The following is a 24,197-nucleotide window of genomic DNA, read 5'->3' as shown; positions in this document are numbered from 1 at the left end:
CCCGGTCAGGGCAGCGCCTTGGCCACTTCGGCGATCAGCCGGTCCGGATCGTAGCCGTTCCAGCTCGGTGTGAGGCCGAGCCGGATGACCGCCAGATCGAGCGAGGGGATGATTGCGATCGTCTGTCCGTCATGCCCTTGCAGGAAGAACGTATCGGCCGGGACGCCTTCGTCGTCGCTGTCGGCAAGCCAGGTCTGCATCCTCGAGTAATGTTCGGTCGTGCCGTTCGGCTGCCGCATCATCGCGACGAAACCTTCCGGCAGCAGCCTTTCCCCGTTCCAGACGCCGTCGCGAAGCAGCAGCAGCGCAAAACGCGCCCAATCGCGGGCCGTCGCATACATGTAGGAACTGCCGACGAACGTGCCCGCGGCATCGGGCTCCATGATTGCGCTCGTCATACCGAGGGGACCGAACAGCGCCTCGCGCGGATAGCTAAGCGCAGTCCTCTCGTCGCCGATCTTCGCAATCCATATCCTGGAAAGCATTACCGACGTGCCCGAGGAATACTTGAAGCGCGTTCCCGGTGGCGCTTCAAGTATCGCATCGGCGGCAAAATTCGCCATGTCCGATTCCAGGTAAAGCATACGGGTCACATCGGCGACGGTGCCGTAATTCTCGTTGAAGGCCAGGCCGCTTTCCATGGCGAGCATATCTGCGAGACGGATCCCGCTGCGCTCGTCGCCTTGCCATTTCGGAAAGAGGTTTCTTTCTTCCAGCGACAATCGCCCGTCGCGGATAAGCGTCCCGATAATGGCGGCATTGATGCTTTTCGTGATGGACCAGCCGAGCAGCGGCGTATCGCTCGAAAAGCCGGCGCCATAGGTCTCTCCCACGATCCGCCCGCCCTTGACCACTACGACGGCACGCATTCCCGGACCGGTGAGAGCTGAATCTGAAAGAACCCTTGCAACCGCCTGATTCGATTCCATTCCGCCGCCTTCCGGCCAGGGAAGATTGGCATCGGCGACAGGCGGCGGCTCCGGATTCACAGCGACCTCCGCCGGGTTGACGGTCCCATCAGGCGTCACGGTGCAACCCAGCCCCTCCCGATAGACCGCGTCATTGCCGGCGATGAAGCCGAGCAGCGCCGCATGAACGCGCTGTTCCTCCCGATCCACCGAAACCCGCATCAGTTTCAGGAGCGGATGACCGGGCGCCTGGACATCGACGGCCAGCACCTCGTCCTCATTTCTGCCGGCAAGAAAGACATTAGAACAGACGATCTTCGCGGAATAGCCGCTGCCAACCCTGAGCAGGGTCGGCGGGACGAAGTAGAGCCAGGAAAGAAGGCCTATGATGCAGATGAGAACGATACCCAAACCAATCTTCAGCAGCCGGGCCACGATCCGCATTCTCGTCCTCCTTCGGTGGAGCCGCATGCAAGCAGGAAACCTGCGCGGAAGAAAGTGGCTTTCGCCGACTTCCGAGGAAAGGGGCAGCCTTCACACAGGCTTCGTCATCAATCTGTAGCAGAGGGGGGTTACACGCGGCGAAACTCACGGCGAGGCGAGATTCGACGATGGCCGAAATTGCACAGGAAGCTGGTTTTCTGAAAAACCAGAAGCTGAGACAGGCTCTTCTGCAGCACAAAGCCCTCTCGGCGAAAGGTTTTTCGGAACGCCTTTTCGGCCTGCTGTTCTCGGGACTGGTTTACCCGCAGATCTGGGAAGACCCGGAAGTCGACATGACGGCCATGGAGCTCGCGGAAGAGCACAGGATCGTCACCATCGCCTCGGGCGGCTGCAACATGCTCGCCTATCTCTCCCGCGGACCGCAGAAGATCGATGTGGTCGATCTCAATCCCCATCATGTAGCCCTGAACCGACTGAAGCTCGCCGCTTTCCGGCACATGCCCGCTCATTCCGATGTCGTCCGTTTCCTCGCAGAGGAAGGCGGCGGCACCAACAGCAAAGACTACGATGCCTTCATCGCCCCCCATCTCGATGCGGCCACCCGCGCCTATTGGGAGAAGCGTACGATTTCCGGCCGCAGGGTGGAGGTGTTCGATCGCAGCATCTACCGGACCGGTCTGCTCGGCCGCTTCATCGGCGCCGGCCACCTGATCGCCCGGCTGCACGGCATCGACCTGACCGAGATGGCCAAGGCCCGCTCGCTGCGCGAACAGCGCCAGTTTTTCGACGACCGCGTCGCCCCGCTTTTCGACAAGCCGCTCATCCGCTGGATAACAAGCCGCAAGAGCTCGCTTTTCGGCCTCGGTATTCCGCCACAGCAATATGACGAGCTGGCAAGCCTCGCGGGAGACGGATCGATCGCGCCGGTGCTGCGTCAGAGGCTCGAAAAGCTCGCCTGCCATTTTCCGCTGCGAGAGAACTACTTCGCCTGGCAGGCCTTCGCCCGCCGCTATCCCACGGACGAGGAAGGTGTGTTGCCGACCTACCTGCAGGCGGGCAACTACGAGGCGATCCGTAAGAACGTCGATCGGGTCGCGGTCCATCATGCAAGCTTCACCGAACTGCTGGCAGGCAAGTCCGCGGCCTCGGTCGATCGCTACGTGCTGCTCGATGCCCAGGATTGGATGACGGACCCGCAGCTGAACGACCTCTGGTCAGAAATCACCCGCACCGCCGCACCCGGCGCCCGCGTGATCTTCCGCACCGCCGCCGAAAAGAGCGTCATCGAGGGCCGCGTTTCCGAAACGGTTCGCAATCATTGGACCTATCTCGAAGACCGCTCCAACGAACTGAACCTGCAGGACCGTTCCGCCATCTATGGCGGCTTTCACATCTATGCGAGGAACGGCTGATGACGGTGGATATGGCGGGCGATCCCCTCTCCGGCAATCATGCCGAGCGCATGGACCGGATGTATCGCTACCAGCGGCATATCTACGATCTCACCCGCAAATACTACCTCTTCGGCCGCGACCGGGCGATCGCCGGCCTCCGGATGCCGGCTGGAGGAACGCTTCTCGAAGTCGGCTGCGGCACCGGCAGGAACCTCTTGCTTGCCCATCGGCTCTATCCGGCGGCGACGCTCTACGGCCTCGATATCTCCTCCGAGATGCTGGAAAGCGCCCGTGCCAATTTCCGCCACAAGACGGAGAAGCCTACCTTCCGCGTGGCCGACGCGACCGCATTCGGGCCGGAAGAATTCGGCGTGGCGGGCTTCGATCGCATTCTGATCTCCTATGCCCTCTCGATGATCCCGGATTGGGAAAAGGCCGTGGACGCGGCACTTGCCGCACTCGGACCGAACGGTTCGCTGCATATCGTCGACTTCGGTCAGCAGGAACATCTGCCGGGCTGGTTCGGCCGCTTGCTGAGGGCCTGGCTTACCCGTTTCCACGTCACGCCTCGTCCCAATCTGCACGACGTGCTGGAAAGCAGGCTCGCCGCCGCCAATGCCGACATGATCTTCGAGGAAATCGGCCGCGGCTACGCCTGGCATGCCGTCATTCGACGGCGCGGTTGAAATTCTGCGCGCCTGCTACTTGCCCTAACCGATTTTTTACGGCGATATGGTGAATGAGGAGTTCACTCCTTCCCGTCCCCTCAGTGGGACAAGGGGGATTTGGGAACGGGCAAACGCGGGACACACATGCCTCGACTTCTTTTCGCAATCCTTGCGACAGCGACCCTGCTGGCAGGCTGCAGCGCCACGGATTACGACCTGATGGAAACCGCCTCGGTCGCAACGCCCCGTTTCCACGACAACGACCCGCAGGATTTCGGCTACAATCACCCGCATCGCCATGAAGTCCATGGCATCGACGTCTCCAAGTGGAACGGCGACATCGACTGGCGAAGTGTGAAGAAATCCGGCGTTTCCTTCGCCTTCATCAAGGCGACCGAAGGCGCCGACAGGATCGACCCGGCCTTCGAGAGCAATTGGCGTAACGCCGCCGCCGCGGGCGTTCCACACGCGCCCTATCACTTCTATTATTTCTGCTCGACCGCCGATGCCCAGGCCGACTGGTTCATCCGCAGCATCCCGAAGTCCTCCATGCATCTTCCGCCGGTGCTGGACGTCGAATGGAACCCGAGTTCTCCGACCTGCAAATACAGGCCGCCTGCGGCTGTCGTTCGCGCCGAGATGAAGAAGTTCATGGATCGTCTCGAGGCCCATTACGGCAAACGGCCGATCATCTACACATCGGTCGATTTCCATCGCGACAATCTGATCGGCCATTTCGACAACTATCATTTCTGGGTTCGCTCGGTCGCGGCCCACCCCAAGGATATCTACGAGGCCCGCCGCTGGGCTTTCTGGCAATATACCTCCACGGGCATCGTACCGGGCATCAAGGGCCAGACGGATATCAACGTCTTTTCCGGAACGGCGAAGAACTGGAATCAGTGGGTCGCCTCGGCTGGCAAATGACGATGGAATTACGTGAGCGGTTGCGATAAAGAGTGCGCCTTCTCGCCCGATCTCCCATGTTTCGTCACAAATTTCGAGGAAATCAGGCGATCACCTGAACCCTGCTAGGAAAACTTCGAATGTCCCTCGCCTTCGCTCGCCGTCTCGGCCTTGCATCCATCCTTGTCGGCTGCCTTTCTTCCACCGCGCTCGCTCAACAGGCGCCCGCCTGCGGCGGTGATCTCGGCGTCTTCCTGGAAGGCGTGAAGGCGGAGGCAATCGCCAAGGGTATTCCCGCGGAAGCTGCCGACAAAGCGCTTGCCGGAGCGCAGATCGACGAGAAGGTTCTTTCGCGTGACCGGGCCCAGGGCGTGTTCCGACAGACCTTCCTTGAGTTCTCCCAGCGCACCGTCAGTCAGGCCAGGCTCGACATCGGCCGCCAAAAACTGAAGCAGTATGCGGACGTCTTCGCACGGGCCGAGCGCGAATTCGGCGTGGCGCCGGGCGTCATTACCGCCTTCTGGGCCATGGAGACGGATTTCGGAGCCGTGCAGGGCGATTTCAACACGCGCAACGCCCTCGTGACGCTTGCCCATGACTGCCGCCGGCCGGAACTCTTCCGCCCGCAGTTGATCGCGCTGACCGAAATGGTGCAGCACGGCGATCTCGACCCCGCTACCAATACCGGCGCCTGGGCCGGCGAGATCGGCCAGGTACAGATGCTGCCGAAGGATATCATCGCCTATGGCGTCGACGGCGACGGTGACGGTCATATCAACGTCAAGCAGAGCGCGCCGGACGCGATCCTGACGGCAGCGAAATTCATCCAGAGCCTCGGCTTCCGTCGCGGCGAACCCTGGGTCCAGGAAGTCTCCCTGCCGGAAAACCTGCCCTGGGAGAAGTCTGGCCTCGGAAACGAAGTTCCCGCGAGCGAATGGTTCGCGCTGGGCGTAACTCCGCGGGACGGCAACACCTCCCTCGGCAACCTGCCCGCCGCCCTCATCCTGCCGCAGGGCCGCAAGGGGCCAGCCTTCCTTACATATCCGAATTTCGCCATCTATCTCGAATGGAACCAGTCGTTCATCTATACGACCTCGGCCGCCTATTTCGCGACCCGGCTTTCCGGCGCGCCGCCCTACCTGAAGGGCACGCCGGACCAGGGCCTTGACGACAGCGGCATGAAGGCGCTGCAGGCGAAGCTGCAGGGCCGTGGCCACGATGTCGGCAAGGTCGACGGCATTCTCGGCTCCGGCACCCGCACGGCCGTGCAGAAGGAACAGGCGCGGCTCGGCATGCCCGCCGATGGCTGGCCGACCGCCACGCTGCTGGGAGCCCTGTAAGCTCCCCGATACTTTGGCCGGCAAACCACCCGGCTCCGCAGGATTCGGGTGGCAATCGCCGGTGAGGCGGATTATCCCCTGGATAAAGGGAGAAATCGCGTGAATACAGCCGCCATCCAAAGACCCGGCGCCAAAGCCTGGGCCCTGCTTTTTCTGCTTGGCCTCATCTGGGGCGGCTCCTTCTTCTTTGCGCGCGTGGCGGTGCTCGAAGTGCCGCCCTTCACGCTGGTCTTCCTGCGCCTCGCGCTGGCCGCGCTGGCGCTTCATATCTATCTCCACGGCCGCTTTGGGCTATATGCGACGCTCCTTGCCAACTGGCGCCCCTTCCTCGTGTTGGGCTTTGCCAACAACGCCCTGCCCCACACGCTGATCTTTTTCGGCCAGACGGAGATCGGCGCGGGTCTCGCCTCCATCCTCAACGCCACTACGCCGATCTGGACCGTGCTGATCGCCAATCGCTGGACGAGCGACGAGAAATTCACGGCCGCCAAGCTTTCCGGCTGCCTTGCGGGCCTTGCCGGAACGGCGGCGCTGATCGGGCCTGGAGTGTTCGATGCGGCTTCAGCACCCCTCTGGGCGCTGGTGCTGCCCGTGCTCGCGGCCGTCTCCTATGGTGCGGCCAGCACTTATGGCAAACGCTTCCGCGATCTTCCCGCCCCGGTCACGGCGACAGGCCAGCTTACCGCCTCCTCGCTGATGATGCTGCCGGTCGCATTTATCGCCGATCAGCCCTGGCTGCTTCCGATGCCCTCCGCCGGGGTGATCGCTGCCATTCTCGGGCTGGCGCTTCTTTCGACCGCTTACGCCTATCTTCTCTTCTTCCGCATTCTGACACTGGCAGGCGCCACCAATACCTCGCTCGTGACGCTTCTCGTGCCGCCCAGCGCGATCCTTCTCGGCGCGATTTTCCTCGGCGAACGTCTGGCGCCGAGCCATGTCGGGGGCATGCTGCTGATCGGATTCGGGCTGCTTTTGCTCGATGGAAGGCTGTTTCGCAAGCGCGTCAAAGCCGGCAGCAAAGTGTCCTGATATGTCGCTAAGGAGGCCGGAACCTCACAAAACGTAACGAATATTAACAGCCCGAGAAGAGTTTTTTAACCCCCAGAAACTTGGATCTTCTGGATTTTTTTAGCTTAATATCAGCTACTTAATAGAGATTTTGAAAACTTATCCCCAGGACCATGCTGCGCCGCAGCATAAAAAGCGGCTTCCCATTTGCCACAAAACCGACATACACTCTAACGGTCAACGCAAGGAGGCAGACATGGGACGTGTTTATTCTCTCAATGTCCTGGTAGTCGGTGCAGCGTTTGTATTCGTGGCGTCAATGCTCTTCATCTAGGCGCCACAGGTTCTCCCCGCTACCAACCACTCTCGCATCCGTGAACGCTTGATACATCCAGCACTTTTCTGAAAACGCATGCTCCTTGGAGCATGCGTTTTTTCATGCGGCGGCCCCGGCCTTCTCTTCCATCCGGCGGCGTCCGAGCCTTTCGAGCACGGCGGAAACGAGCGGCGCGCGGTTCATCGTATAGATATGGAAATCGCGGATACCGCGGCCCATCAAATCCTCGATCTGCTCGGCAGCAATATCGGCCGCGATTTCTGCACGCTCCTCGGGCTTGTCATCATAGCCCTCGAACCGATCGTCCAGGAATGACGGGACGGACGAGCCGCAGCGTCGCGCAAAACGCTTCAACTGCGTGAGGTTCTGTATGGGCATGATTCCCGGAACGACGGGAATGGTGATGCCGGCCGCCGCTACCTTTTCCAGGTAACGCTCGAAGATGTCGTTGTCGAAGAAGAATTGCGTCAGCGCCCGGTCAGCGCCCGCGTCCGCCTTGCGCCGCAAGGTCTCGATGTCGGCGGAAAGATCAGGGCTTTCGGGATGCTTCTCCGGATAGGCGGAAACGGAAATATCGAAATCGCCGAACTCGACCAGAGCCCGCACCAGATCCGCCGTGTCAGAATAGCCTTCCGGATGCGGAGCATAGGCCGTGCCGATGCCGCCCGTCGGATCGCCACGCAGCGCCACGATACGGCGCACACCCGTGGCGCGGTACTCATCCACGACCGCACGCACTTCTTCCCGGGAAGCGTCGACGCAGGTCAGGTGGGCCGCCGTCGCAAGCGGTGTTTCATGGATCAGGCGGCGCACGGCCTCGATCGTCGGCGCCTTGGTGGAGCCGCCCGCGCCATAGGTGACCGAGACGAAATCGGGGTTCCAGGAAACGAGCTTCTCGACCGTATCCCAGAGCTGGGCCTCCATCTCGTCCGACTTCGGCGGGAAGAATTCGAAGGAGACGCCGAAGGCTTCGCGCGCGCCGGTGGATTTCATGGTTCAGCTCCCGGAAAGAACGGAAAGGGATTCCGCCGGCGCGGTGTCGGCGATCAGCAGGCGGCGGTCGCGCGCAAGCCAGACGGTGGCGGTGAGCGCCGGAGCGCCCTGCTTGCCGGAGGCGAGGTCGATCGCCTCCTGCACTTCGAGGCCCACCTTCTCGAGCCATTCGGCCATCGTCTGATGCGAAAAGCCAAGGCGCACATGCGCATGTTCGTCGCGCAGGTATTCGAGCGCATGCGGCGCCAGATCGACGATCACCAGCCGCCCGCCGGGGCGCAGAACGCGCGCTGCTTCCGCAATCGCCAGCTCCGGCTGATCGAGGAAATGCAGCACCTGGTGGATGATGATGAGATCGAAATCCTGGCCCTCGAGCGGCAGGTTGAGGATATCGCCATGCCGCACCGAAGCCTTGACGATGCCCGCCTTGTCGAGATTGGCGCGCGCGACCGAGAGCATGTCGCGGCTCGCATCGATGCCGACGGCGCGACGGTAGATATCCGATAGCAATTGCAGGATGCGGCCGGTGCCGGTGCCGAGATCGAGAAGTGCGTCCACCGGAGTCCGGCCAATCATGCGAACAAGCGCCGCCTCTACGGCCGCGTCGCTCACATGCAGCTTGCGCAATTCGTCCCACGCGGAGGCATTCAGGCTGAAATAGGTCTGGGCGCGCTCGGCGCGCTGGCGCTTGACGGTCGCAAGCCGCTCGCCATCGCGCAACAGCACCGGGTCCTCCTCCGAAGCTGCAGCAAGAAGCGTGCGCACCAGCGCAGCAGCCTCCCCATCATGCTTCAGCCGGAAATAGGCCCATGCGCCTTCCTGATAGCGGTCGATGAGATTTTCTTCGGTCAGAAGCTTCAGATGCCGGGAAATGCGCGGCTGCGACTGGCCGAGGATCTCGGTAAGATCGGTGACCGTCAGGTCGCCGGCAGCCAGCAGCGCCAGAAGCCGGAACCGTGTCGGTTCGCCGGCTGTCTTTAGAACATCCACCAGGTTGTCGAGGGCCATTCCCATACGGCGCGTCCTCACCAATCAACATATAAAGATATGTTTATGTGATTTCGGAATTTTGCGCAAGCGATAACTGGAACCTTGCACATGACAAAAGGGCGATGCCGAGCATCGCCCTTTTGTCATTATCGATCGTTCGCTTGGCACCCTCGGCTAAGAAGCCAAGGGCATGGCCGAAACTTACCGCGTCAGCCGCTTGTAGGTAACGCGCTTGGGATTGACCGATTCCGGGCCCAGGCGGCGCATCTTGTCGTTCTCGTAGTCCTCGAAGTTGCCTTCGAACCACTCGACGTGGCTGTCGCCTTCGAAGGCGAGGATATGCGTCGCGAGACGGTCGAGGAACATGCGATCGTGGCTGATGATGACCGCGCAGCCGGCGAAGTTTTCCAGCGCATCCTCCAGCGCACCAAGCGTTTCGGTGTCGAGGTCGTTGGTCGGTTCGTCGAGCAGGATGACGTTGCCGCCGGATTTCAGCATCTTGGCGAGGTGCACGCGGTTGCGCTGGCCGCCCGAGAGATTGCCGACCTTCTGCTGCTGATCGCCGCCCTTGAAGTTGAAGGCGCCGCAATAGGCGCGCGAGTTCATCTCGAACTTGCCGAGCTTGAGGATATCGTTGCCGCCGGAGATTTCCTCCCAGACGGTCTTCGATCCGTCGAGATGGTCGCGGCTCTGGTCCACATAGCCGAGATCCACGGTATCGCCGACGCGGATATCGCCGGAATCCGGCTTCTCCTGCCCGGTGATGAGCTTGAACAGCGTCGACTTGCCGGCGCCGTTCGGACCGATGACGCCGACGATGCCGCCGGGCGGCAGCTTGAAGGAGAGATTTTCGAAGAGAACCTTGTCACCATAGGACTTGGAGAGGTTCTCCGCCTCGATGACCACCTGACCGAGGCGTTCGCCGACCGGAATGATGATCTGCGCTTCGCCGGGACGGCGGTTTTCCGCTGCAGCGACCAGCTCGTCATAAGCACGGATACGGGCCTTGGATTTCGCCTGGCGGGCCTTCGGCGAGGATGCGATCCACTCCTGCTCGCGGACGAGCGCCTTCTGGCGGGCGCCTTCTTCACGCTCCTCCTGCGCCATGCGCTTCGACTTGGCCTGCAGGTAGGCGGAATAGTTGCCCTCGTAAGGAATGCCGCGGCCGCGGTCGAGTTCGAGGATCCAGCCGGTGACGTTGTCGAGGAAGTAGCGGTCGTGGGTAACCATCAGGATGGCGCCCGGATATTCGCGCAGGTGCTTTTCAAGCCATGCGATGGTCTCGGCGTCCAGGTGGTTGGTCGGTTCGTCGAGCAGCAGCAGGTCGGGCTGGCGCAGCAGGAGTTGGCAGAGCGCGACACGGCGCTTTTCACCGCCGGAGAGATTTTCGACCGAGGCGTCGCCGGGCGGGCAGCGCAGCGCATCCATCGCCATCTCAACCTGGCTTTCCAGATCCCAAAGGTTCTGGCTGTCGATGACGTCCTGGAGCTTGGCGCCCTCTTCCGCCGTCTCGTCGGAATAGTTCATCATCAGCTCGTTGTAGCGGTCGAGGATCGCCTTCTTGTCGGCTACCCCTTCCATGACGTTTTCCATCACGGTCTTGGACGCATCGAGTTTCGGCTCCTGCGGCAGATAGCCGAGGGTGGCGCCTTCCGCCAGCCAGGCCTCGCCGGTGAATTCCTTGTCGAGGCCGGCCATGATCTTGAGGACGGTCGACTTACCGGCGCCGTTCGGGCCGAGAATGCCGATCTTGGCATCGGGATAGAAAGAAAGGTGGATGTTTTCCAAAACCTTCTTGTTGCCGTAGGACTTGTTGAGCCCGGCCATGTGATAGATGAACTGACGTGCCATGAAGAGCGCTCCGCGAGGGGGAATTTTGGGTTTGCCGCTATGTAGGCGAAGAAAGCCGCAGGGGCAATGCGTCTGCTGGGGAGGAATGGGATGTTCGAGGAAACGAAATGGTTCTCCAGCCCGACTGGCGCAAGCCTCGCCTATCATTATCAGCCGGCAGCGGCGCCGCCGCGCGGCATCGTCGTGGTCAGCCATGGGCTTGCCGAGCATTCCAAACGCTACCGCGATTTTGCCAGGGCAATGGCGAGCAATGGTTTCCACGTCTACGTCCACGATCACCGCGGCCATGGCGAAACCGCTGCACCGGATGCATCGATCGGCCGCTTCGCGCGGCGAGACGGCGCGCGCCGGGTGATCGAAGATGTGAAGGCAATACGCGATATGGCCGTGGCGGCGCATCCGGGCCTGCCGGTGCTTCTCTTCGGCCATTCCATGGGCGGGCTCATAGCGCTCAATGCGGCCATCGAATACCCAGGGGATTTCGCTGCCCTCGCCGTCTGGAACTCCAATTTCAATCCCGGCCTTGCCGGCCGGGCTGCCCAGGCGATCCTGCTGGCAGAAAGGGCACTGAAGGGTTCGGACGTCCCGAGCGGCCTTCTGCCGAAACTGACTTTCGCCGCCTGGGGAAAATCCATCCCCGGCCATCGCACGCCGTTCGACTGGCTGAGCCATGATCCGGCGATCGTCGACGCGTATATCGCCGATCCCCTCTGCGGCTTCGATGCCAGCGTATCGCTCTGGCTCGACCTCTTCGAACTGACTTTCCGCGCGCCGAAGCTTGCGCGCCGCCTGCCGAAGGATTTTCCGATCCATCTCGTGGGAGGCGCTGAGGACCCAGCGACAAATGGAGGTCGGGAAATTCTCTGGCTTGCCGACCGCCTGAAGAGACTCGGCTTCACGGATGTTTCCGTGAAAATCTGGCCGGCTACCCGCCATGAGACCCTGAACACGACCGTGCGCGCGGAAGCGTCCGCCGAACTTGCGGAATGGACAAAGCGCGTGCTGCCGGTGCTAGCGCCGGCCGCGACGGAATGAGTTCATGACATTTATTCAAGTGCTTCCGGCTGAACTCCCGGCTATAGAAATTTCAGGCGATCGGCAGGAGGAACGGTCGATCGTCTTCGCGTGAAAGTGGAGCAGCATGACTTCGCCAGCCGGCAATCCTGCCAATATTTCCGCCCCGTCGACCGGGATCGCCAACGGCCTCGGCCTGATGGTGCTGGCGATGCTCATCGCACCGCTGATCGACACTTTCGCCAAGCTCGCGACGGTTAGCGCATCGCCGACGGTCATTACCACCGCCCGCTTCTTCTTTCAGGCGGTCTTCATGCTGCCGCTGGTGCTGTGGAACGGCTCCTGGCGCAATTTGTCATGGCGGATGAGCGGATTCCATGCGATCCGCGCAGCGCTCATCACGCTTTCCATGGTCTGCTTCGTCGCAACGCTTGCCGTCATGGAAGTGGCCGATGCGGTCGCGATCTTCTTCGTCGAACCGATCATTCTCACCGTGCTTTCGAGCATCTTCCTGAAAGAGACGATCGGTTGGCGTCGCTATACCGCCTGCTTTGTCGGCTTCATCGGCGCGATGATCGTCATCCGGCCGAGCTTCGAGGAGATCGGTTACGTCGCTCTCCTGCCCATCGTCACCGCCTTCTGCATTGCGATCTTCGCCTTGATGACACGGGCGCTTGCCCACCGGGAAGACCCGTGGTCCATGCAGTTCCAGATGGCGCTCTGGGGCCTGCCGATCTGCGGGCTCTTGCTGGCGTTCGGGCACATGGCCGATATCGATGTCCTGAGGCCGTCGCTACCCGATTTGCGTATCTGGACCCTTCTTGCCGGCGTCGGCCTCGCGGCCGCCGTCTCGGGCATATTGTCGGTCTATGCCTACCGGGCGGCCCCGGCATCCGTGCTGGCGCCGCTGCAATATCTGGAGATCGTCTCGGCCACCCTGTTCGGCTGGCTGGTTTTTGGCGACTTCCCGGATGCCGTGAAATGGCTCGGCATAGCCATTATCATCTGCTCCGGCCTCTACATCATCTGGCGGGAGCGGCGCGTCGCATCCAAACCCGTGACCCGCTCCAGCGAAACATCCGTGAACCCTTAAAGCCGATATGATCGATAACCACCAGAAACAACCGCCGCTTTCCGGAATTCGTGTCATCGAGCTTGCCCGCGTGCTGGCCGGCCCCTGGGCGGGGCAGATTCTGGCCGATATGGGCGCCGATGTTATCAAGGTGGAGCATCCGGAGGGCGGCGACGATACCCGCACATGGGGGCCGCCCTTCGTGGAAGGCAAGGACGGCGAGAACCTTTCTGCCGCCTATTATCACGCCACCAATCGCGGCAAGCGTTCCATCGCGATAGACCTGAAGACGGAGGAAGGCCAGCAGACCGTCCGCCGCCTTACCGCCACCGCCGACGTGCTGATCGAGAACTTCAAGCTGGGCGGTCTCGTCAAATACGGGCTCGACTACGAAAGCCTCAGAAAGATCAATCCGAAGCTCGTCTATTGCTCGATCACCGGCTTCGGCCAGAACGGCCCCTATGCCAATCTCGCGGGCTACGATTACATCGTGCAGGGCATGTCGGGCTTCATGTCGATCACCGGTGAGCCGGACGGTCAGCCGATGAAGGCGGGCGTTGCGATCGCCGACATCTTCACCGGAATCTATGCCGTCACCGCCATCCAGGGCGCATTGATCCATGCGATGAGAACAGGTGAAGGCCAGCTCGTCGACATGGCGCTTCTCGACGTCCAGGCCGCGGTGCTCGCCAACCAGAACATGAACTATCTGGTCTCCAGCAAGGCGCCCACCCGCCTGGGCAACGCTCATCCCAATATCTCGCCTTATGAAGTGGTTCCCGCGGAAGACGGGCACCTGATCCTTGCAGTAGGCAATGATGGCCAGTTCCGCCGGCTCTGCCGCATCCTGGGCATGGAGGCGATGGCGGATGACGCGAGATTTGCCACCAACAAAGCGCGCGTCGCCAATCGCGACGAAGTGCGCCGCCTGGTGACCGCCGAGACCGCGAAGTGGAAAAAGGTCGACCTGCTGGCGGCCTGCGGCGAGAATGCCGTGCCGGCCGGACCGATCAACTCCATCGAGGAGATGTTCGAGGACCCGCAGGTGAAGGCCCGCGAATTGCGTGTCGATCTCGAAGCGGCGGATGGCACGGTTATTCCCGGCGTCCGAAGCCCGATCGTTCTGTCGGAAACGCCGTTGCACTATAGCCGCCCGAGCCCGAAACTCGGGGAACACACGGCCGAAGTGCTGGCCGAACTCGCTCAACTGGAAAACAAGGGGAAACAGGCATGAAGACCGGAGGCCAACTCATCGTCGAAACGCTGAAGGCGAACGGGGTCAAGCGCGTCTCCTGCGTGCCGGGAGAAAGCTATCTGGCCGTGCTCGATGCGCTTTACGATAGCGGCATCGATGCGCTCGTCTGCCGTCAGGAAGGCGGCGCGGCGATGATGGCCGATTGCTGGGGCCGCCTCACCGGCGAGCCGGGCATCTGCATGGTGACCCGCGGGCCCGGCGCCACCAATGCTTCTGCCGGCCTGCATGTCGCAATGCAGGATTCCGTTCCGATGATCCTCTTTATCGGCCAGGTCGGCCGCGACATGAAGGAGCGCGAAGCCTTCCAGGAGGTCGAGTACCGCCGCGCCTTCACCGAGTTCGCGAAATGGGTGGGCGAGATCGACGATGCCCGCCGCATTCCGGAATTCGTCACCCGCGCCTTTGCCGTGGCGACCTCCGGCCGTCCCGGTCCCGTCGTTCTGACGCTTCCCGAAGACATGCTGACGGACGAGGTCGAAGCCCCGGCAGCGCGGTCCTATGCTCGCGTGGAGAGCCATCCGGGCAAAAGCCAGATCGCGGCCTTCGAGGCGATGCTGAAGGAAGCCGAGCGCCCGATGTTCATCCTCGGCGGCACGCGCTGGAACGAACGGGCGGTGGCCGATTTCCAGGCTTTCGCTAGCCGCTTCAAGGTTCCGGTCGGCTGCTCCTTCCGCCGACAGATGCTGTTCGACCACCTGCACCCGTCCTATGCCGGCGACGTCGGCATCGGCATCAACCCGGCGCTCGCCAAGGAGATCAAAAACGCCGATCTGCTCGTCCTCATCGGCAGCCGCATGTCGGAAATGCCCTCCTCCAGCTACACGCTGATCGACATTCCCTATCCGAAGCAGAAGCTCGTCCACGTCTTCCCCGATCCGGAAGAACTTGGCCGTCTCTACCGCCCGAACCTCGCGATCTGTGCCGCCCCTGCCGAATTCGTCGCAGCCATTAAAGAGCTGGAACCGCCGGCCCTGCCGCTCTGGGCGGAACGCAAGTCGGCCATGCATGACGCCTATCTCAAATGGTCGACGCCGCCCGAGAAAGGTCCCGGCGCCGTGCATATGGGGCCGATCATGCAATGGATCGAGGAGAATGTGCCGGACGACGCGATCTTCACCAACGGCGCCGGCAACTACGCCACTTGGCTGCACCGCTTCCACCGCTTCCGGAAATACAATACCCAGTCGGCGCCCACGTCCGGCTCGATGGGCTACGGCCTGCCGGCGGCGGTCGCGGCCAAGCAGCTTTTTCCCGAGCGTGAGGTCGTCTGCTTTGCCGGCGACGGCTGCTTCATGATGCACGGCCAGGAATTCATCACCGCCGTTCGCTATGGGCTGCCGATCATCACCGTGCTTGTCAACAACGGCATCTACGGCACAATCCGCATGCATCAGGAGCGGGAGTATCCGGGCCGCGTCAGCGCGACAGACCTCGTCAATCCGGATTTCGTCGCCTATGCGCAGGCTTTCGGCGGGCATGGCGAACTGGTGGAAAAGACGGAAGATTTCGGCCCGGCCTATCTCAGGGCGCGGGCAAGCGGCAAGCCGGCAATCATCGAGGTGAGGCTCGACCCGGAGGCGATCACTCCGGCACGTACGCTGACGCAGATCAGGAACAAGAGCTGAGCGGTGAAATAGAATTGAAAAAGCCGGCGGAAACGCCGGCTTTTTTCATGATTGGAGCCTTGCATCTCTCTCGGCGTCATCCTTGGGCTTGTCCCGAGGATCTAATCACGTTTGACGTGGACAGATGCTCGGCACAAGGCCGAGCATGACGGAGGGGGTCTGCTCGAAATCAGACCGCGGCCGTGACGATGAACTCGACCTTGTACTTCGGCGCGGCGAGCTTGGCTTCGCTGGTGGCGCGGGCCGGCGGATTGGCCGGGTCGATCCAGGCTTCCCAGACGGCATTCATCTCGCCGAAATAGGACATGTCCGAGATGTAAATGATCGTCTGCAGGATCTTGGACTTGTCGGAGCCGGCAGCGGCAAGCAGGCGATCCACTTCGGCAAGCGCCGACTTGCACTGATCGGTGACGCTCTCGCCTTCGCCGACCTGTCCGGCCAGATAGACGGTGTTGCCGTGAACGACGGCACCGCTCATGCGGGCGCCCGGCTCGATGCGCTTGATGGTCATGGATATGCTCCTGAATTTATGTGCTGCGGGGAAAGCCTCGCGCCAAGGCACGAGGCATGAGAAGATATCAGCCGCGGATGTGCTGGCTCTTTTCGTAGATGGCCGTGGAACGCGCGCCGGAGCGGCAGAAGCCCAGCATCGGACGCGGGAATTCGTCGAGCGCGTCGACCATTGCGTTGACGCTCTCGGCCTCCACGCCCATGCGACCGACCGGGATGTGCCGGATGTCGAGGCCCAGCTCCTTCGCGCGCGCCTCGATCTCGGCGAAGTGCGGCTGGCCGGGTTCCTCGTCGTCCGGACGATGGCAGACGATCGATTGAAATCCCATCGCCTTGATCTGATCCAGGTCCTCGACCGTGATCTGTCCGGTAACGGAATACTCGTCGTTGATCTGGCGGATGTCCATGGCAATGCCCTCCGGCTTTTCGATGAGGCCCAACCCATTACGATGACGCCGCCGGGGCGTCAATCACGCTCTTGGATAAGCATCAGACGAAGCAGAAACGCAGAGCGTAGTCGATGCTGCGGCCGGGCTTGAGCAAGTGGAGTTCGCCCTTTTCGGCAAGCTCGTAGCGGCTCACCCAGCGATGGGAGACCGGCTCTATGCCGAGCACATGCGCGGGCGCCTGCTGATTGCGCCAGATCTGCAGATGCGGCAGCGTGTCGGTGCGGAACTTGACCTTCAGCGTCAATCCGCCGATGGCCGCGATCGGGCCAAGAGCGATCTGCGCCCACTGTTCGCCGGCCTCACTCGCCGGCACGCAGAAGACGCCGCCGGGATCCTCGCCGAAGCTCCAGGGAAAACCTCCGCCTTCCAGCATCCTGCCGGTAAGCTTCACATGGTCGTCGAAAAGCCAGGCGCCGATGTTCATATGGTACATGTGAACCGGCGCGAATGCCTTCGTGCCCGTATTCGTCAGCTTGTCGGCAAGGGAGACCTCGCCCGTCGCCCCGTCGATCCGCCAATGACGCTCGAGGAGCGCCGTCCCGCCATTCGCCATGGTGACCGGCACCCGCGCGCGGCATTCCGCGCCCTCCTCCTGCGCGTCCCAGAAGACGATTTCGGCCGGATGCGAGGAGAAAGAGCCATGCAGCGGATATTTCTTTCCGTCCGCATGTTTCTCGATCGGCTCCGGGTGGCGGATATGGTCCGGCCCGCAGGTAAAGAGGAACCCTTCGAGCGAATGATCGATTCGCGGATCGCCGTCGTCGGGGATGGCCCGGCCGGGCGCGAGATCGACCCCGCCTATCCAACATGAGCCGATATCGAGAACCGACGCCTGGTCCAACATCAGCTTCGGTCCGGCAGCCGCGGAAAACGCCTTCATGTTCGCTCCATTTTGGTCACTACACATAGGTGGTTACGCATTAGATGGAGGATTTTAAGGTTCTATTCACGGCGAATTCATTTTTTCCACACTACTGTCAAAATTACTTTGTCTGTGGCTGGAACTGCACGGATACGGAACCAATCCTATCCTTCAGGTTTTGTGGCTGAAAGCATCTTAAGGAACTGGTGTCATCGTGAAGCGCTTCTATCTAGCAGGCCTCGCTCTCGCCCTCGCGGCGGCGCTTCAAGGCACGTCCTCGGCCGAGGCTCAGGTCCGATACTATGACCGGTATCCGTCCGACGCGGTTCTCGTCGCACCGGATGGCGCGATCCTCGACTATATACCGGAAGAGGGTGAAGTAACCATCCGCCAAGATCGCAGGGGACGCCGGGTCTTGGTCGATGCCTACGGCAATGTCGTAGCGACCGAGATGCGTCGGGAGGGTTCCCGCCCGCGTGGCGTCGACGAATACCCGCCTCCTCCCGGCGGCTATCGGGATTATGGTGGGGGTGGTGGTGGCGGCTACCGGGATTACCGCGAGTACCAGCCGGGCGACCCGGATGTGGTCACCGGCTCCGTTCCGCGCTACGATTCCGTCACCCGTATGCCGCTGGAAGAATCGCCGCCGCCCGGCGTCGACGCCCCGAACGGAGACCTGGCCTCGATCGAACCGGAAGAGCAGCGTCGCGAAGCGCTGGAGCCGGAACAGCCCATCATTCCGGTGACGAAGAAACCGCGCGCGGAAATCGCCGCCCTGCAGGTATTCCTCGACCGTGAAGGCATCTCGCCGGGCGTCATCGACGGCCATCTTGGCGGGAACGTCAACAAGGCGATCGCCGCCTGGCAGGAAATGACCGGCGAAACGCTCGATCCGAACAATTCCGAAGACATCATGCGCCGGCTTTCCTATTCCGGCGGCCTGCCGATCGTCGACTACACGATCACGGCAGCGGATGCGGCCGGTCCCTACGTGGCATCGATCCCGGAAGACTATGCGCACAAGTCCCAGATGCCGGCCATGTCGTTCACCTCGACGAGCGAGAAGCTGGCCGAGCAGTTCCACATGGACGAGAGCTATCTGAAGGCGCTCAACCCCGGTGTCGACTTCACCATTCCCGGCACGATCATCAAGGTCATCAATCCCGGTCAGCCGAAAGCCGGTTCCGTCACCCGCATCGTGGCGGATAAAAGCAAGAAGCAGGTCTTCGCCTACGGAGCGGACGGCAATCTGATCGCCGCCTATCCGGCAACGATCGGATCGACGGACACCCCCTCCCCGACCGGCACGCATACGGTGCAGCGCATCGCGCTCGATCCCGGCTATACCTATAACCCGAAGATCAACTTCAAGCAGGGCGACAACGACAAGATCCTGCAGATCCCTCCAGGCCCGAACGGTCCCGTGGGCACCGTCTGGATCGCGCTTTCCAAACCCACCTACGGTATCCATGGCACGCCGGAGCCCTCCAAGATTGGCAAGACCAACAGCCATGGCTGCGTACGCCTGACCAACTGGGATGCGACCGAGCTTGCCAAGATGGTGAAGCCCGGAACCACGGTCGAATTCACTGAGTGATGCGTTCCGCCAAAATGCTCAAAACGAAAGGCGCCCCGATCGGCGCCTTTTTCCTTTCTGTCGATAACGGTCTCAGGCGGCGTCGCGCTTCAGCCCCAGAAGTCGGGATGCTGCCGAACGAGCCGTTCTGACGGGCATCATCAGGCGTAAAACCTCCTTGGCGAAGGCGTCGGCATTCTCCCGCGCCTTGTCGAGATTGCTGACCTTCGCCACATCGAGCGTATGGAGGCTACCGCCGGCCTCGAAGAGTTCCCTGAAGGCGACACGCTCGCCGATCGGCGTGTTGAGCACGTTGACGCCTCGCGCCGCAAGCAGGCCCTTGATGGTGAGGAGCGCCCTCGTCGTCACCATGGAGGTGACGCGCGTAAGCACGACCGAATGGGAAATGGAAAGGTTGGCCTTCTCCTTCAGGAAGGACAGAAGATCGAGGATCTGCGCCGCTCCCTTGGCATCCATTGCCGAACCCTGGACCGGGATCATCACGTGATCGGAAAGGCTGATCGCCGTCGTGACCAGCGCGTCGCGCGCGCCGGCGAGATCGACGATGAAATAGTCGGTCGTTGCGGCCATCTCGCGGAGATGACACTGCAGCGAGGGGATGGTCACTTCCGATATGACCTCGATATTGCGCACCCGGCCGGAGGTCTCGTACCACTGGCTGATCCACTGCTGCGGATCGGCATCGATGACGGTGACGCGAAAGCCCTGATGGGCGAGCTCGGTGGCCAGCAGAAGCGCTGCGGTCGTTTTACCGGCGCCTCCCTTGGCATTGGCGAAGGATATTACGGGCATTTTCATTTCCTTGAAGGAAGCACGAGCGGCATCGCTCGAAGAGACACCATCGCATGGTGCCGATAGCCCATATCCTTTCCAAACATGGTTAATGATTTATTAATTTAGGGCATAAAGGACTCTGCTTCGCAAATCTCCATCCCCTGAAAACCAAGGCGGCGCGCCGGATTGACCGTCGCACCGCCTTGCCCCGCAACGCCTTCAGCTCAGAAGCAATCCAGGAAAAGCTGTCTGGTATTTTCCTTGGTCATCGGCACCGGATTGCCGCCGCAGCTCGGGTCCTCGATCGCCATGGCGGTCAGCTCGTCGATTCGATCCGGCTTGATCCCCATCGCCGTCAGGTTCTCGGGAACGCCAAGCTCCGAGCGCAGCGACAGCACGTAGTCGTAGAAGCCGTCGAAACCGCCGGAAATTCCGAGATAGGCTGCAGCCCGCGCGATCTTCTCTTCGATCGCCGGACGGTTGAAGCGCAGCACCGGCGGCATGACGACCGCATTGGTCATGCCGTGATGGGTATTGTAGACCGCGCCGATCGGATGGGAGAGGGAATGGATCGCGCCCAATCCCTTCTGGAAGGCGACCGCCCCCATGGCCGCAGCCGACATCATGTTGGTGCGGGCTTCGAGATCCGCGCCGTCCTTGAAGGCGCGCGGCAGGAATTCCTTGACGAGCCGCATGCCCTCGAGCGCGATGCCGCCGGACATCGGATGATAGAAGGGCGAAGAATAGGCTTCCAGGCAATGGGCGAAGGCATCCATGCCCGTGCCGGCGGTGATCGCCTTCGGCATGCCCATGGTCAGTTCCGGATCGCAGATCACCACGCCCGGCAGCATCTTCGGATGGAAGATGATCTTCTTCACATGGGTTTCCGAATTGGTGAGCACCCCTGCCCGGCCCACTTCCGAGCCTGTGCCGGCCGTCGTCGGCACGGCGATGATCGGCGCAATCTTGGCGGCATCCGCGCGCGTCCACCAGTCGCCGATATCCTCGAAATCCCAGACAGGCCGCGTCTGGCCGGCCATGAAGGCGATCAGCTTGCCGAGATCGAGGCCCGAACCTCCGCCGAAGGCCACGACGCCGTCATGGCCGCCCTCCCTGTATGCCCTGATGCCGGCTTCGAGGTTCTTCTCATTGGGATTGGGATCGACCTCGGAAAACATCGCCCGTCCAAGCCCGGCCTCATCCAGGATATCCAGCGCATGCCCGGTGATCGCCATGGAGGCAAGTCCTCGGTCGGTGACAAGCAACGGCTTCCTGAGCCCCAATGTCTTGCAGGCGTCCGCCAGCTCCTTGATCCGCCCACGGCCAAGTTTGACGGCGGTGGGATAGCTCCAGTTCGCGACGATATTCATTGGGCTGCTTTCTTCAGATGATAGGATTTCGGGCGTGTCAGGTTGTGGAAGCCGAGCACCGAAAGAGATCCCCCTCGCCCGGTTTCCTTGACGCCCGTCCAGACGAGCGCCGGGTCGAGATAATCGGCGCGGTTCATGAAGACGGTGCCGGTTTCGAGCTCGCGACCGATCTTCGCCGCACGCTCGGCATCCTTGGTCCAGAGCGAAACGGTCAGCCCGTACCGGCTGTCGTTCATGAGGCCGATCGCCTCGTCATCCGTCTTCACCTTCATGATCCCGACCGCAGGTCCGAAGGTTTCCTCGCGCATGAACGGCATGGAATGATCGACATCCACGAGGATCTGCGGCGCGAGATAGGCGCCGCCGTCATCGGCCGGGAAGAGCTTCGGATCGATGAGCGCCTTGGCACCCTTCGAGACGGCATCGGCGAGCTGCTCGCGCACCACCTTGGCAAAGCGCTTGTTGGCCATCGGTCCGAGCGTCGTTTCCTTGTCGAGCGGATTACCCAGCTTGTAGTTGGACACCCACGCGACCGACTTCTCCACGAAGTCGTCATAGAGCGACTCATGCACATAAATTCGCTCGATGCCGCAGCAGCACTGGCCGGAATTGTAGGTCGCGCCGTCCATCAGCACATCCACCGCCGCGTCGAGATCGGCATCCCCCATCACATAGCCTGGATCCTTGCCGCCAAGCTCCAGTCCGATGCCGGTGAAGGTACCGGCGGCTGCCCGCTCGATCGACCGGCCGCCCTCGACCGAGCCCGTAAAATTGATGAAGTTGAACAGGCCTTGCGAGATCAGCTTCGCAGTCGTCTCGTGATCCAGGAAGATGTTCTGGAACACGTCTTCCGGCACCCCCGCCTCGGCGAAGGCGCGCACCATGCGCTCTCCGACCAGGAGCGTCTGCGCGGCGTGTTTCAGGATAACGGTATTGCCCGCCATCAATGCCGGAGCGACGGTGTTGATCGCCGTCATATAGGGATAGTTCCAGGGCGCGATGACGAAGACGACGCCGTGCGGCTCGCGTTCGATGCGGCGCTCGAAACTCGCGCTGTCCTCGACGCGCAGCGGAGCGAGCGCATCGGCGGCGATCGAGGCGACGTAATTGGAGCGCTCGTTGAACCCCTTGAACTCGCCGCCATAACGCACCGGCCGGCCCATCATCCAGGCAAGCTCGGGCACCACTTCCTCGACCATCTCGTTGAGACGCGCGACGCCTTTCAGCACGAGATGGACACGCTCTTCGAGCGGCCGCTTCGCCCAGGCCTTCTGCGCTTTCCGCGCGCGCTGCACGGCCTCGGTCGCCGCCTCCAGCGACATCGCCGGACGCTCGGCATAGACCGAACCGTCGACCGGCGAGATACATTGGATCATCGTCATGATCGAAATTCCCATTCTTTCGTTGGATGTGGGCGATTTACGCCCGTTCGAACCCGCGCGCCACTTCCCAGTCGGTCACGCGGCGGTCGTATTCCTCCTGCTCCCAGTTGGCTGCACGCACGTAGTGGTCGATGACGTCGTCCCCGAAAGCCTCCCGCAGCAGCTCGGAATTGTCCATCAGTTCTGTGGCGTGACGCAGCGTGCGCGGAATCTCACGGACACCCTTGCCGCCATAGGCATCGCCGACGAAGGCCGGCTCCAGCTCCATCTTCTTCTCGATACCGTCTATGCCCGCCGCGATCAGCGCAGCCATGGCGAGATAGGGATTGAGATCGGAACCGCCGACGCGGCACTCGACGCGGATGCCCTTCGTGCCCTCGCCGCAGAGCCGGTAACCGGCCGTGCGGTTGTCCTTCGACCAGATCGCCTTGGTCGGCGCAAAGGTCCCGGCCATGAACCGCTTGTAGGAATTGATGTAGGGCGCCAGGAAATAGGTGATCTCGCTGGCATGGCTGAGAAGCCCTGCCATGTAGTGTTTCATCGTGGCCGACATGCCGTATTCGCCCTCCTTGTCGAAGAAGAGCGGCGTGCTGCCATCCGCGCTCCAGAGCGACTGATGGATGTGGGAAGAGCTTCCGGCCGCGTTGTAATGCCATTTGGCGAGGAAGGTGATGGCCTTGCCCTTCGACCAGGCGATCTCCTTGCAGGCGTTCTTGATGATGACATGCCGGTCGGCCATGGCCAGCGCATCGGCGTAACGGACGTTGATCTCTTCCTGGCCGGCCGAGGCCTCGCCCTTGGAATTTTCCACCGGCACGCCTGCGCCCTGCAAGCCTTTGCGGATCGCCCGCATCACATCCTCTTCCTTGGTGGTCTGGAAGATATGGTAATCTTCGTTATAGCCGCTTGCGAGCTTCAGGTCGCGATAGCCGCTTTCTCTCGCCTGGTCATAGGTCTGATCGAACAGGAAGAATTCCAGCTCCGTCGCCATGAAGGCGGCCATTCCCATGTCTTCCAGCCGCTTCACCTGCTTCTTGAGAATGGCGCGCGGAGAATGCGGCACTTCCTCATGGGTATGGTGATCCAGCACGTCGCAGATGACCAGCGCGGTGCCTTCCAGCCAGGGGAGTCTCCGCAACGTCGAGAGATCGGGCTTCATAGTGTAGTCGCCATAGCCCTGCTCCCAGCTCGTCGCCTTGTAGCCGGAGATGGTTTCCATCTCCATGTCGGTCGCCAGCAGATAGTTGCAGCTATGGGTTTCCTTGTAGGCGCTTTCGACGAAATATTCCGCCTGGAACCGCTTGCCCATGAGACGACCCTGCATATCGACCTGGGCCGCGATCACGGTATCGATGCTGCCGGCGGCGACATCCTGCTTCAACTCATCGAAAGTATATGTGGCAGCCATGCCTGTGCATCCGTTCCTATGAAGATAACGTAAGGGAAGA

General features: G+C 61.7%; 21 protein-coding genes. 10 read left to right on the top strand and 11 right to left on the bottom strand.

Annotated elements, in window-relative coordinates; genetic code table 11:
- Positions 1–5: 5 nt before the first annotated feature.
- Positions 6–1,352, bottom strand: a complete 1,347-nt coding sequence (locus tag ACE04I_RS24305; RefSeq protein WP_046795236.1) for a serine hydrolase domain-containing protein — start codon at positions 1,350–1,352, stop codon at positions 6–8.
- 167 nt (positions 1,353–1,519) lie between these two features.
- Here ACE04I_RS24305 and ACE04I_RS24300 point away from each other — a divergent pair, with 167 nt between their 5' ends.
- The 5 genes from ACE04I_RS24300 to ACE04I_RS24280 all read left to right on the top strand — a co-directional run bounded on the left by ACE04I_RS24300 (position 1,520) and on the right by ACE04I_RS24280 (position 6,689).
- Entirely contained in the window at positions 1,520–2,764 is a 1,245-nt protein-coding gene (locus ACE04I_RS24300) for a BtaA family protein (protein ID WP_137326503.1), read from the top strand.
- A complete protein-coding gene (locus ACE04I_RS24295; protein WP_046795238.1) occupies positions 2,764–3,432 on the top strand; it encodes a class I SAM-dependent methyltransferase in 669 nt (222 codons plus the stop codon). Before ACE04I_RS24300 ends, ACE04I_RS24295 begins: the two co-directional genes overlap by 1 nt.
- 126 nt (positions 3,433–3,558) lie before the next feature.
- The gene (locus ACE04I_RS24290) at positions 3,559–4,341 is read left to right on the top strand and encodes a glycoside hydrolase family 25 protein (RefSeq protein WP_046795239.1); all 783 of its coding nucleotides are present in this window, start codon (positions 3,559–3,561) and stop codon (positions 4,339–4,341) included.
- Between the two features lie 119 nt (positions 4,342–4,460).
- Positions 4,461–5,660, top strand: coding sequence for a lytic murein transglycosylase (locus ACE04I_RS24285; RefSeq protein ID WP_046795240.1), 1,200 nt, complete (start codon positions 4,461–4,463; stop codon positions 5,658–5,660).
- A gap of 99 nt (positions 5,661–5,759) precedes the next feature.
- Positions 5,760–6,689: a DMT family transporter gene (locus ACE04I_RS24280; protein WP_082118373.1), complete on the top strand. Its 930-nt coding sequence runs from the start codon at positions 5,760–5,762 to the stop codon at positions 6,687–6,689.
- Between the two features lie 415 nt (positions 6,690–7,104).
- Here ACE04I_RS24280 and metF read toward each other — a convergent pair whose 3' ends face one another.
- The 3 genes from metF to ettA all read right to left on the bottom strand — a co-directional run bounded on the left by metF (position 7,105) and on the right by ettA (position 10,839).
- Positions 7,105–7,998, bottom strand: coding sequence for a methylenetetrahydrofolate reductase [NAD(P)H] (gene metF, locus ACE04I_RS24275; RefSeq protein ID WP_046795241.1), 894 nt, complete (start codon positions 7,996–7,998; stop codon positions 7,105–7,107).
- 3 nt (positions 7,999–8,001) lie between these two features.
- Positions 8,002–9,012, bottom strand: coding sequence for an ArsR/SmtB family transcription factor (locus ACE04I_RS24270; protein ID WP_046795242.1), 1,011 nt, complete (start codon positions 9,010–9,012; stop codon positions 8,002–8,004).
- Between the two features lie 177 nt (positions 9,013–9,189).
- Positions 9,190–10,839, bottom strand: coding sequence for an energy-dependent translational throttle protein EttA (gene ettA / locus ACE04I_RS24265; protein ID WP_046795243.1), 1,650 nt, complete (start codon positions 10,837–10,839; stop codon positions 9,190–9,192).
- A 90-nt stretch (positions 10,840–10,929) separates the two neighbouring features.
- On the opposite strand from ettA, the gene ACE04I_RS24260 reads away from it, so the two are divergent.
- From ACE04I_RS24260 to ACE04I_RS24245, 4 genes are all read left to right on the top strand, one after another.
- Positions 10,930–11,874 (top strand): alpha/beta hydrolase, encoded by a 945-nt coding sequence (locus ACE04I_RS24260; protein WP_046795244.1) that lies wholly within the window; start codon positions 10,930–10,932, stop codon positions 11,872–11,874.
- 106 nt (positions 11,875–11,980) lie between these two features.
- On the top strand, positions 11,981–12,946 hold the full coding sequence (locus ACE04I_RS24255) for a DMT family transporter (RefSeq protein ID WP_046795245.1): 966 nt from the start codon (positions 11,981–11,983) through the stop codon (positions 12,944–12,946).
- Between the two features lie 7 nt (positions 12,947–12,953).
- Complete coding sequence (gene caiB / locus ACE04I_RS24250) at positions 12,954–14,159, top strand: succinate--glutarate CoA-transferase (RefSeq protein ID WP_046795246.1); 1,206 nt, start codon at positions 12,954–12,956, stop codon at positions 14,157–14,159.
- Positions 14,156–15,805 carry a thiamine pyrophosphate-binding protein gene (locus ACE04I_RS24245; protein WP_487207659.1) on the top strand — a complete coding sequence of 550 codons (1,650 nt, stop codon included), beginning with the start codon at positions 14,156–14,158 and terminating at the stop codon, positions 15,803–15,805. The genes caiB and ACE04I_RS24245 overlap by 4 nt, the downstream gene beginning before the upstream one ends.
- A 169-nt stretch (positions 15,806–15,974) precedes the next feature.
- On the opposite strand, the gene ACE04I_RS24240 is transcribed toward ACE04I_RS24245, so the two are convergent.
- The 3 genes from ACE04I_RS24240 to ACE04I_RS24230 all read right to left on the bottom strand — a co-directional run bounded on the left by ACE04I_RS24240 (position 15,975) and on the right by ACE04I_RS24230 (position 17,644).
- Entirely contained in the window at positions 15,975–16,316 is a 342-nt protein-coding gene (locus ACE04I_RS24240; protein ID WP_046795248.1) for a RidA family protein, read from the bottom strand.
- Positions 16,317–16,383: 67 nt separating this feature from the next.
- Positions 16,384–16,722, bottom strand: a complete 339-nt coding sequence (locus ACE04I_RS24235) for a protein tyrosine phosphatase family protein (protein WP_046795543.1) — start codon at positions 16,720–16,722, stop codon at positions 16,384–16,386.
- A gap of 82 nt (positions 16,723–16,804) precedes the next feature.
- The gene (locus ACE04I_RS24230) at positions 16,805–17,644 is read right to left on the bottom strand and encodes a DUF4432 family protein (protein WP_046795249.1); all 840 of its coding nucleotides are present in this window, start codon (positions 17,642–17,644) and stop codon (positions 16,805–16,807) included.
- Between the two features lie 196 nt (positions 17,645–17,840).
- Here ACE04I_RS24230 and ACE04I_RS24225 point away from each other — a divergent pair, with 196 nt between their 5' ends.
- Entirely contained in the window at positions 17,841–19,223 is a 1,383-nt protein-coding gene (locus ACE04I_RS24225) for a L,D-transpeptidase (protein WP_046795250.1), read from the top strand.
- Between the two features lie 72 nt (positions 19,224–19,295).
- On the opposite strand, the gene ACE04I_RS24220 is transcribed toward ACE04I_RS24225, so the two are convergent.
- From ACE04I_RS24220 to ACE04I_RS24205, 4 genes are all read right to left on the bottom strand, one after another.
- On the bottom strand, positions 19,296–20,015 hold the full coding sequence (locus tag ACE04I_RS24220; RefSeq protein WP_046795251.1) for an AAA family ATPase: 720 nt from the start codon (positions 20,013–20,015) through the stop codon (positions 19,296–19,298).
- A gap of 206 nt (positions 20,016–20,221) precedes the next feature.
- The gene (locus ACE04I_RS24215; protein ID WP_046795252.1) at positions 20,222–21,367 is read right to left on the bottom strand and encodes an iron-containing alcohol dehydrogenase; all 1,146 of its coding nucleotides are present in this window, start codon (positions 21,365–21,367) and stop codon (positions 20,222–20,224) included.
- Complete coding sequence (locus tag ACE04I_RS24210) at positions 21,364–22,749, bottom strand: aldehyde dehydrogenase family protein (protein ID WP_046795544.1); 1,386 nt, start codon at positions 22,747–22,749, stop codon at positions 21,364–21,366. Before ACE04I_RS24210 ends, ACE04I_RS24215 begins: the two co-directional genes overlap by 4 nt.
- A 37-nt stretch (positions 22,750–22,786) precedes the next feature.
- Positions 22,787–24,157, bottom strand: a complete 1,371-nt coding sequence (locus tag ACE04I_RS24205) for a glutamine synthetase family protein (protein ID WP_046795253.1) — start codon at positions 24,155–24,157, stop codon at positions 22,787–22,789.
- Between the last annotated feature and the right edge of the window lie 40 nt (positions 24,158–24,197).

Source organism: Rhizobium moroccans (assembly GCF_057559155.1).
This window is presented reverse-complemented; position numbering and strand designations above follow the sequence as displayed.

Excerpts from the sequence above, each read along its gene's own strand:
- ACE04I_RS24295 (WP_046795238.1), top strand. The coding sequence starts at position 2,764 with ATGACGGTGGATATGGCGGGCGATCCCCTCTCCGGCAATCATGCCGAG.
- ettA (WP_046795243.1), bottom strand. The coding sequence starts at position 10,839 with ATGGCACGTCAGTTCATCTATCACATGGCCGGGCTCAACAAGTCCTAC.
- ACE04I_RS24245 (WP_487207659.1), top strand. The coding sequence starts at position 14,156 with ATGAAGACCGGAGGCCAACTCATCGTCGAAACGCTGAAGGCGAACGGG.
- ACE04I_RS24220 (WP_046795251.1), bottom strand. The coding sequence starts at position 20,015 with ATGCCCGTAATATCCTTCGCCAATGCCAAGGGAGGCGCCGGTAAAACG.
- ACE04I_RS24305 (WP_046795236.1), bottom strand. The coding sequence starts at position 1,352 with ATGCGGATCGTGGCCCGGCTGCTGAAGATTGGTTTGGGTATCGTTCTC.
- ACE04I_RS24235 (WP_046795543.1), bottom strand. The coding sequence starts at position 16,722 with ATGGACATCCGCCAGATCAACGACGAGTATTCCGTTACCGGACAGATC.
- metF (WP_046795241.1), bottom strand. The coding sequence starts at position 7,998 with ATGAAATCCACCGGCGCGCGCGAAGCCTTCGGCGTCTCCTTCGAATTC.
- ACE04I_RS24240 (WP_046795248.1), bottom strand. The coding sequence starts at position 16,316 with ATGACCATCAAGCGCATCGAGCCGGGCGCCCGCATGAGCGGTGCCGTC.
- ACE04I_RS24300 (WP_137326503.1), top strand. The coding sequence starts at position 1,520 with ATGGCCGAAATTGCACAGGAAGCTGGTTTTCTGAAAAACCAGAAGCTG.
- ACE04I_RS24290 (WP_046795239.1), top strand. The coding sequence starts at position 3,559 with ATGCCTCGACTTCTTTTCGCAATCCTTGCGACAGCGACCCTGCTGGCA.
- ACE04I_RS24285 (WP_046795240.1), top strand. The coding sequence starts at position 4,461 with ATGTCCCTCGCCTTCGCTCGCCGTCTCGGCCTTGCATCCATCCTTGTC.
- ACE04I_RS24255 (WP_046795245.1), top strand. The coding sequence starts at position 11,981 with ATGACTTCGCCAGCCGGCAATCCTGCCAATATTTCCGCCCCGTCGACC.
- ACE04I_RS24215 (WP_046795252.1), bottom strand. The coding sequence starts at position 21,367 with ATGAATATCGTCGCGAACTGGAGCTATCCCACCGCCGTCAAACTTGGC.
- ACE04I_RS24230 (WP_046795249.1), bottom strand. The coding sequence starts at position 17,644 with ATGAAGGCGTTTTCCGCGGCTGCCGGACCGAAGCTGATGTTGGACCAG.
- ACE04I_RS24270 (WP_046795242.1), bottom strand. The coding sequence starts at position 9,012 with ATGGGAATGGCCCTCGACAACCTGGTGGATGTTCTAAAGACAGCCGGC.
- ACE04I_RS24210 (WP_046795544.1), bottom strand. The coding sequence starts at position 22,749 with ATGACGATGATCCAATGTATCTCGCCGGTCGACGGTTCGGTCTATGCC.
- caiB (WP_046795246.1), top strand. The coding sequence starts at position 12,954 with ATGATCGATAACCACCAGAAACAACCGCCGCTTTCCGGAATTCGTGTC.
- ACE04I_RS24205 (WP_046795253.1), bottom strand. The coding sequence starts at position 24,157 with ATGGCTGCCACATATACTTTCGATGAGTTGAAGCAGGATGTCGCCGCC.
- ACE04I_RS24260 (WP_046795244.1), top strand. The coding sequence starts at position 10,930 with ATGTTCGAGGAAACGAAATGGTTCTCCAGCCCGACTGGCGCAAGCCTC.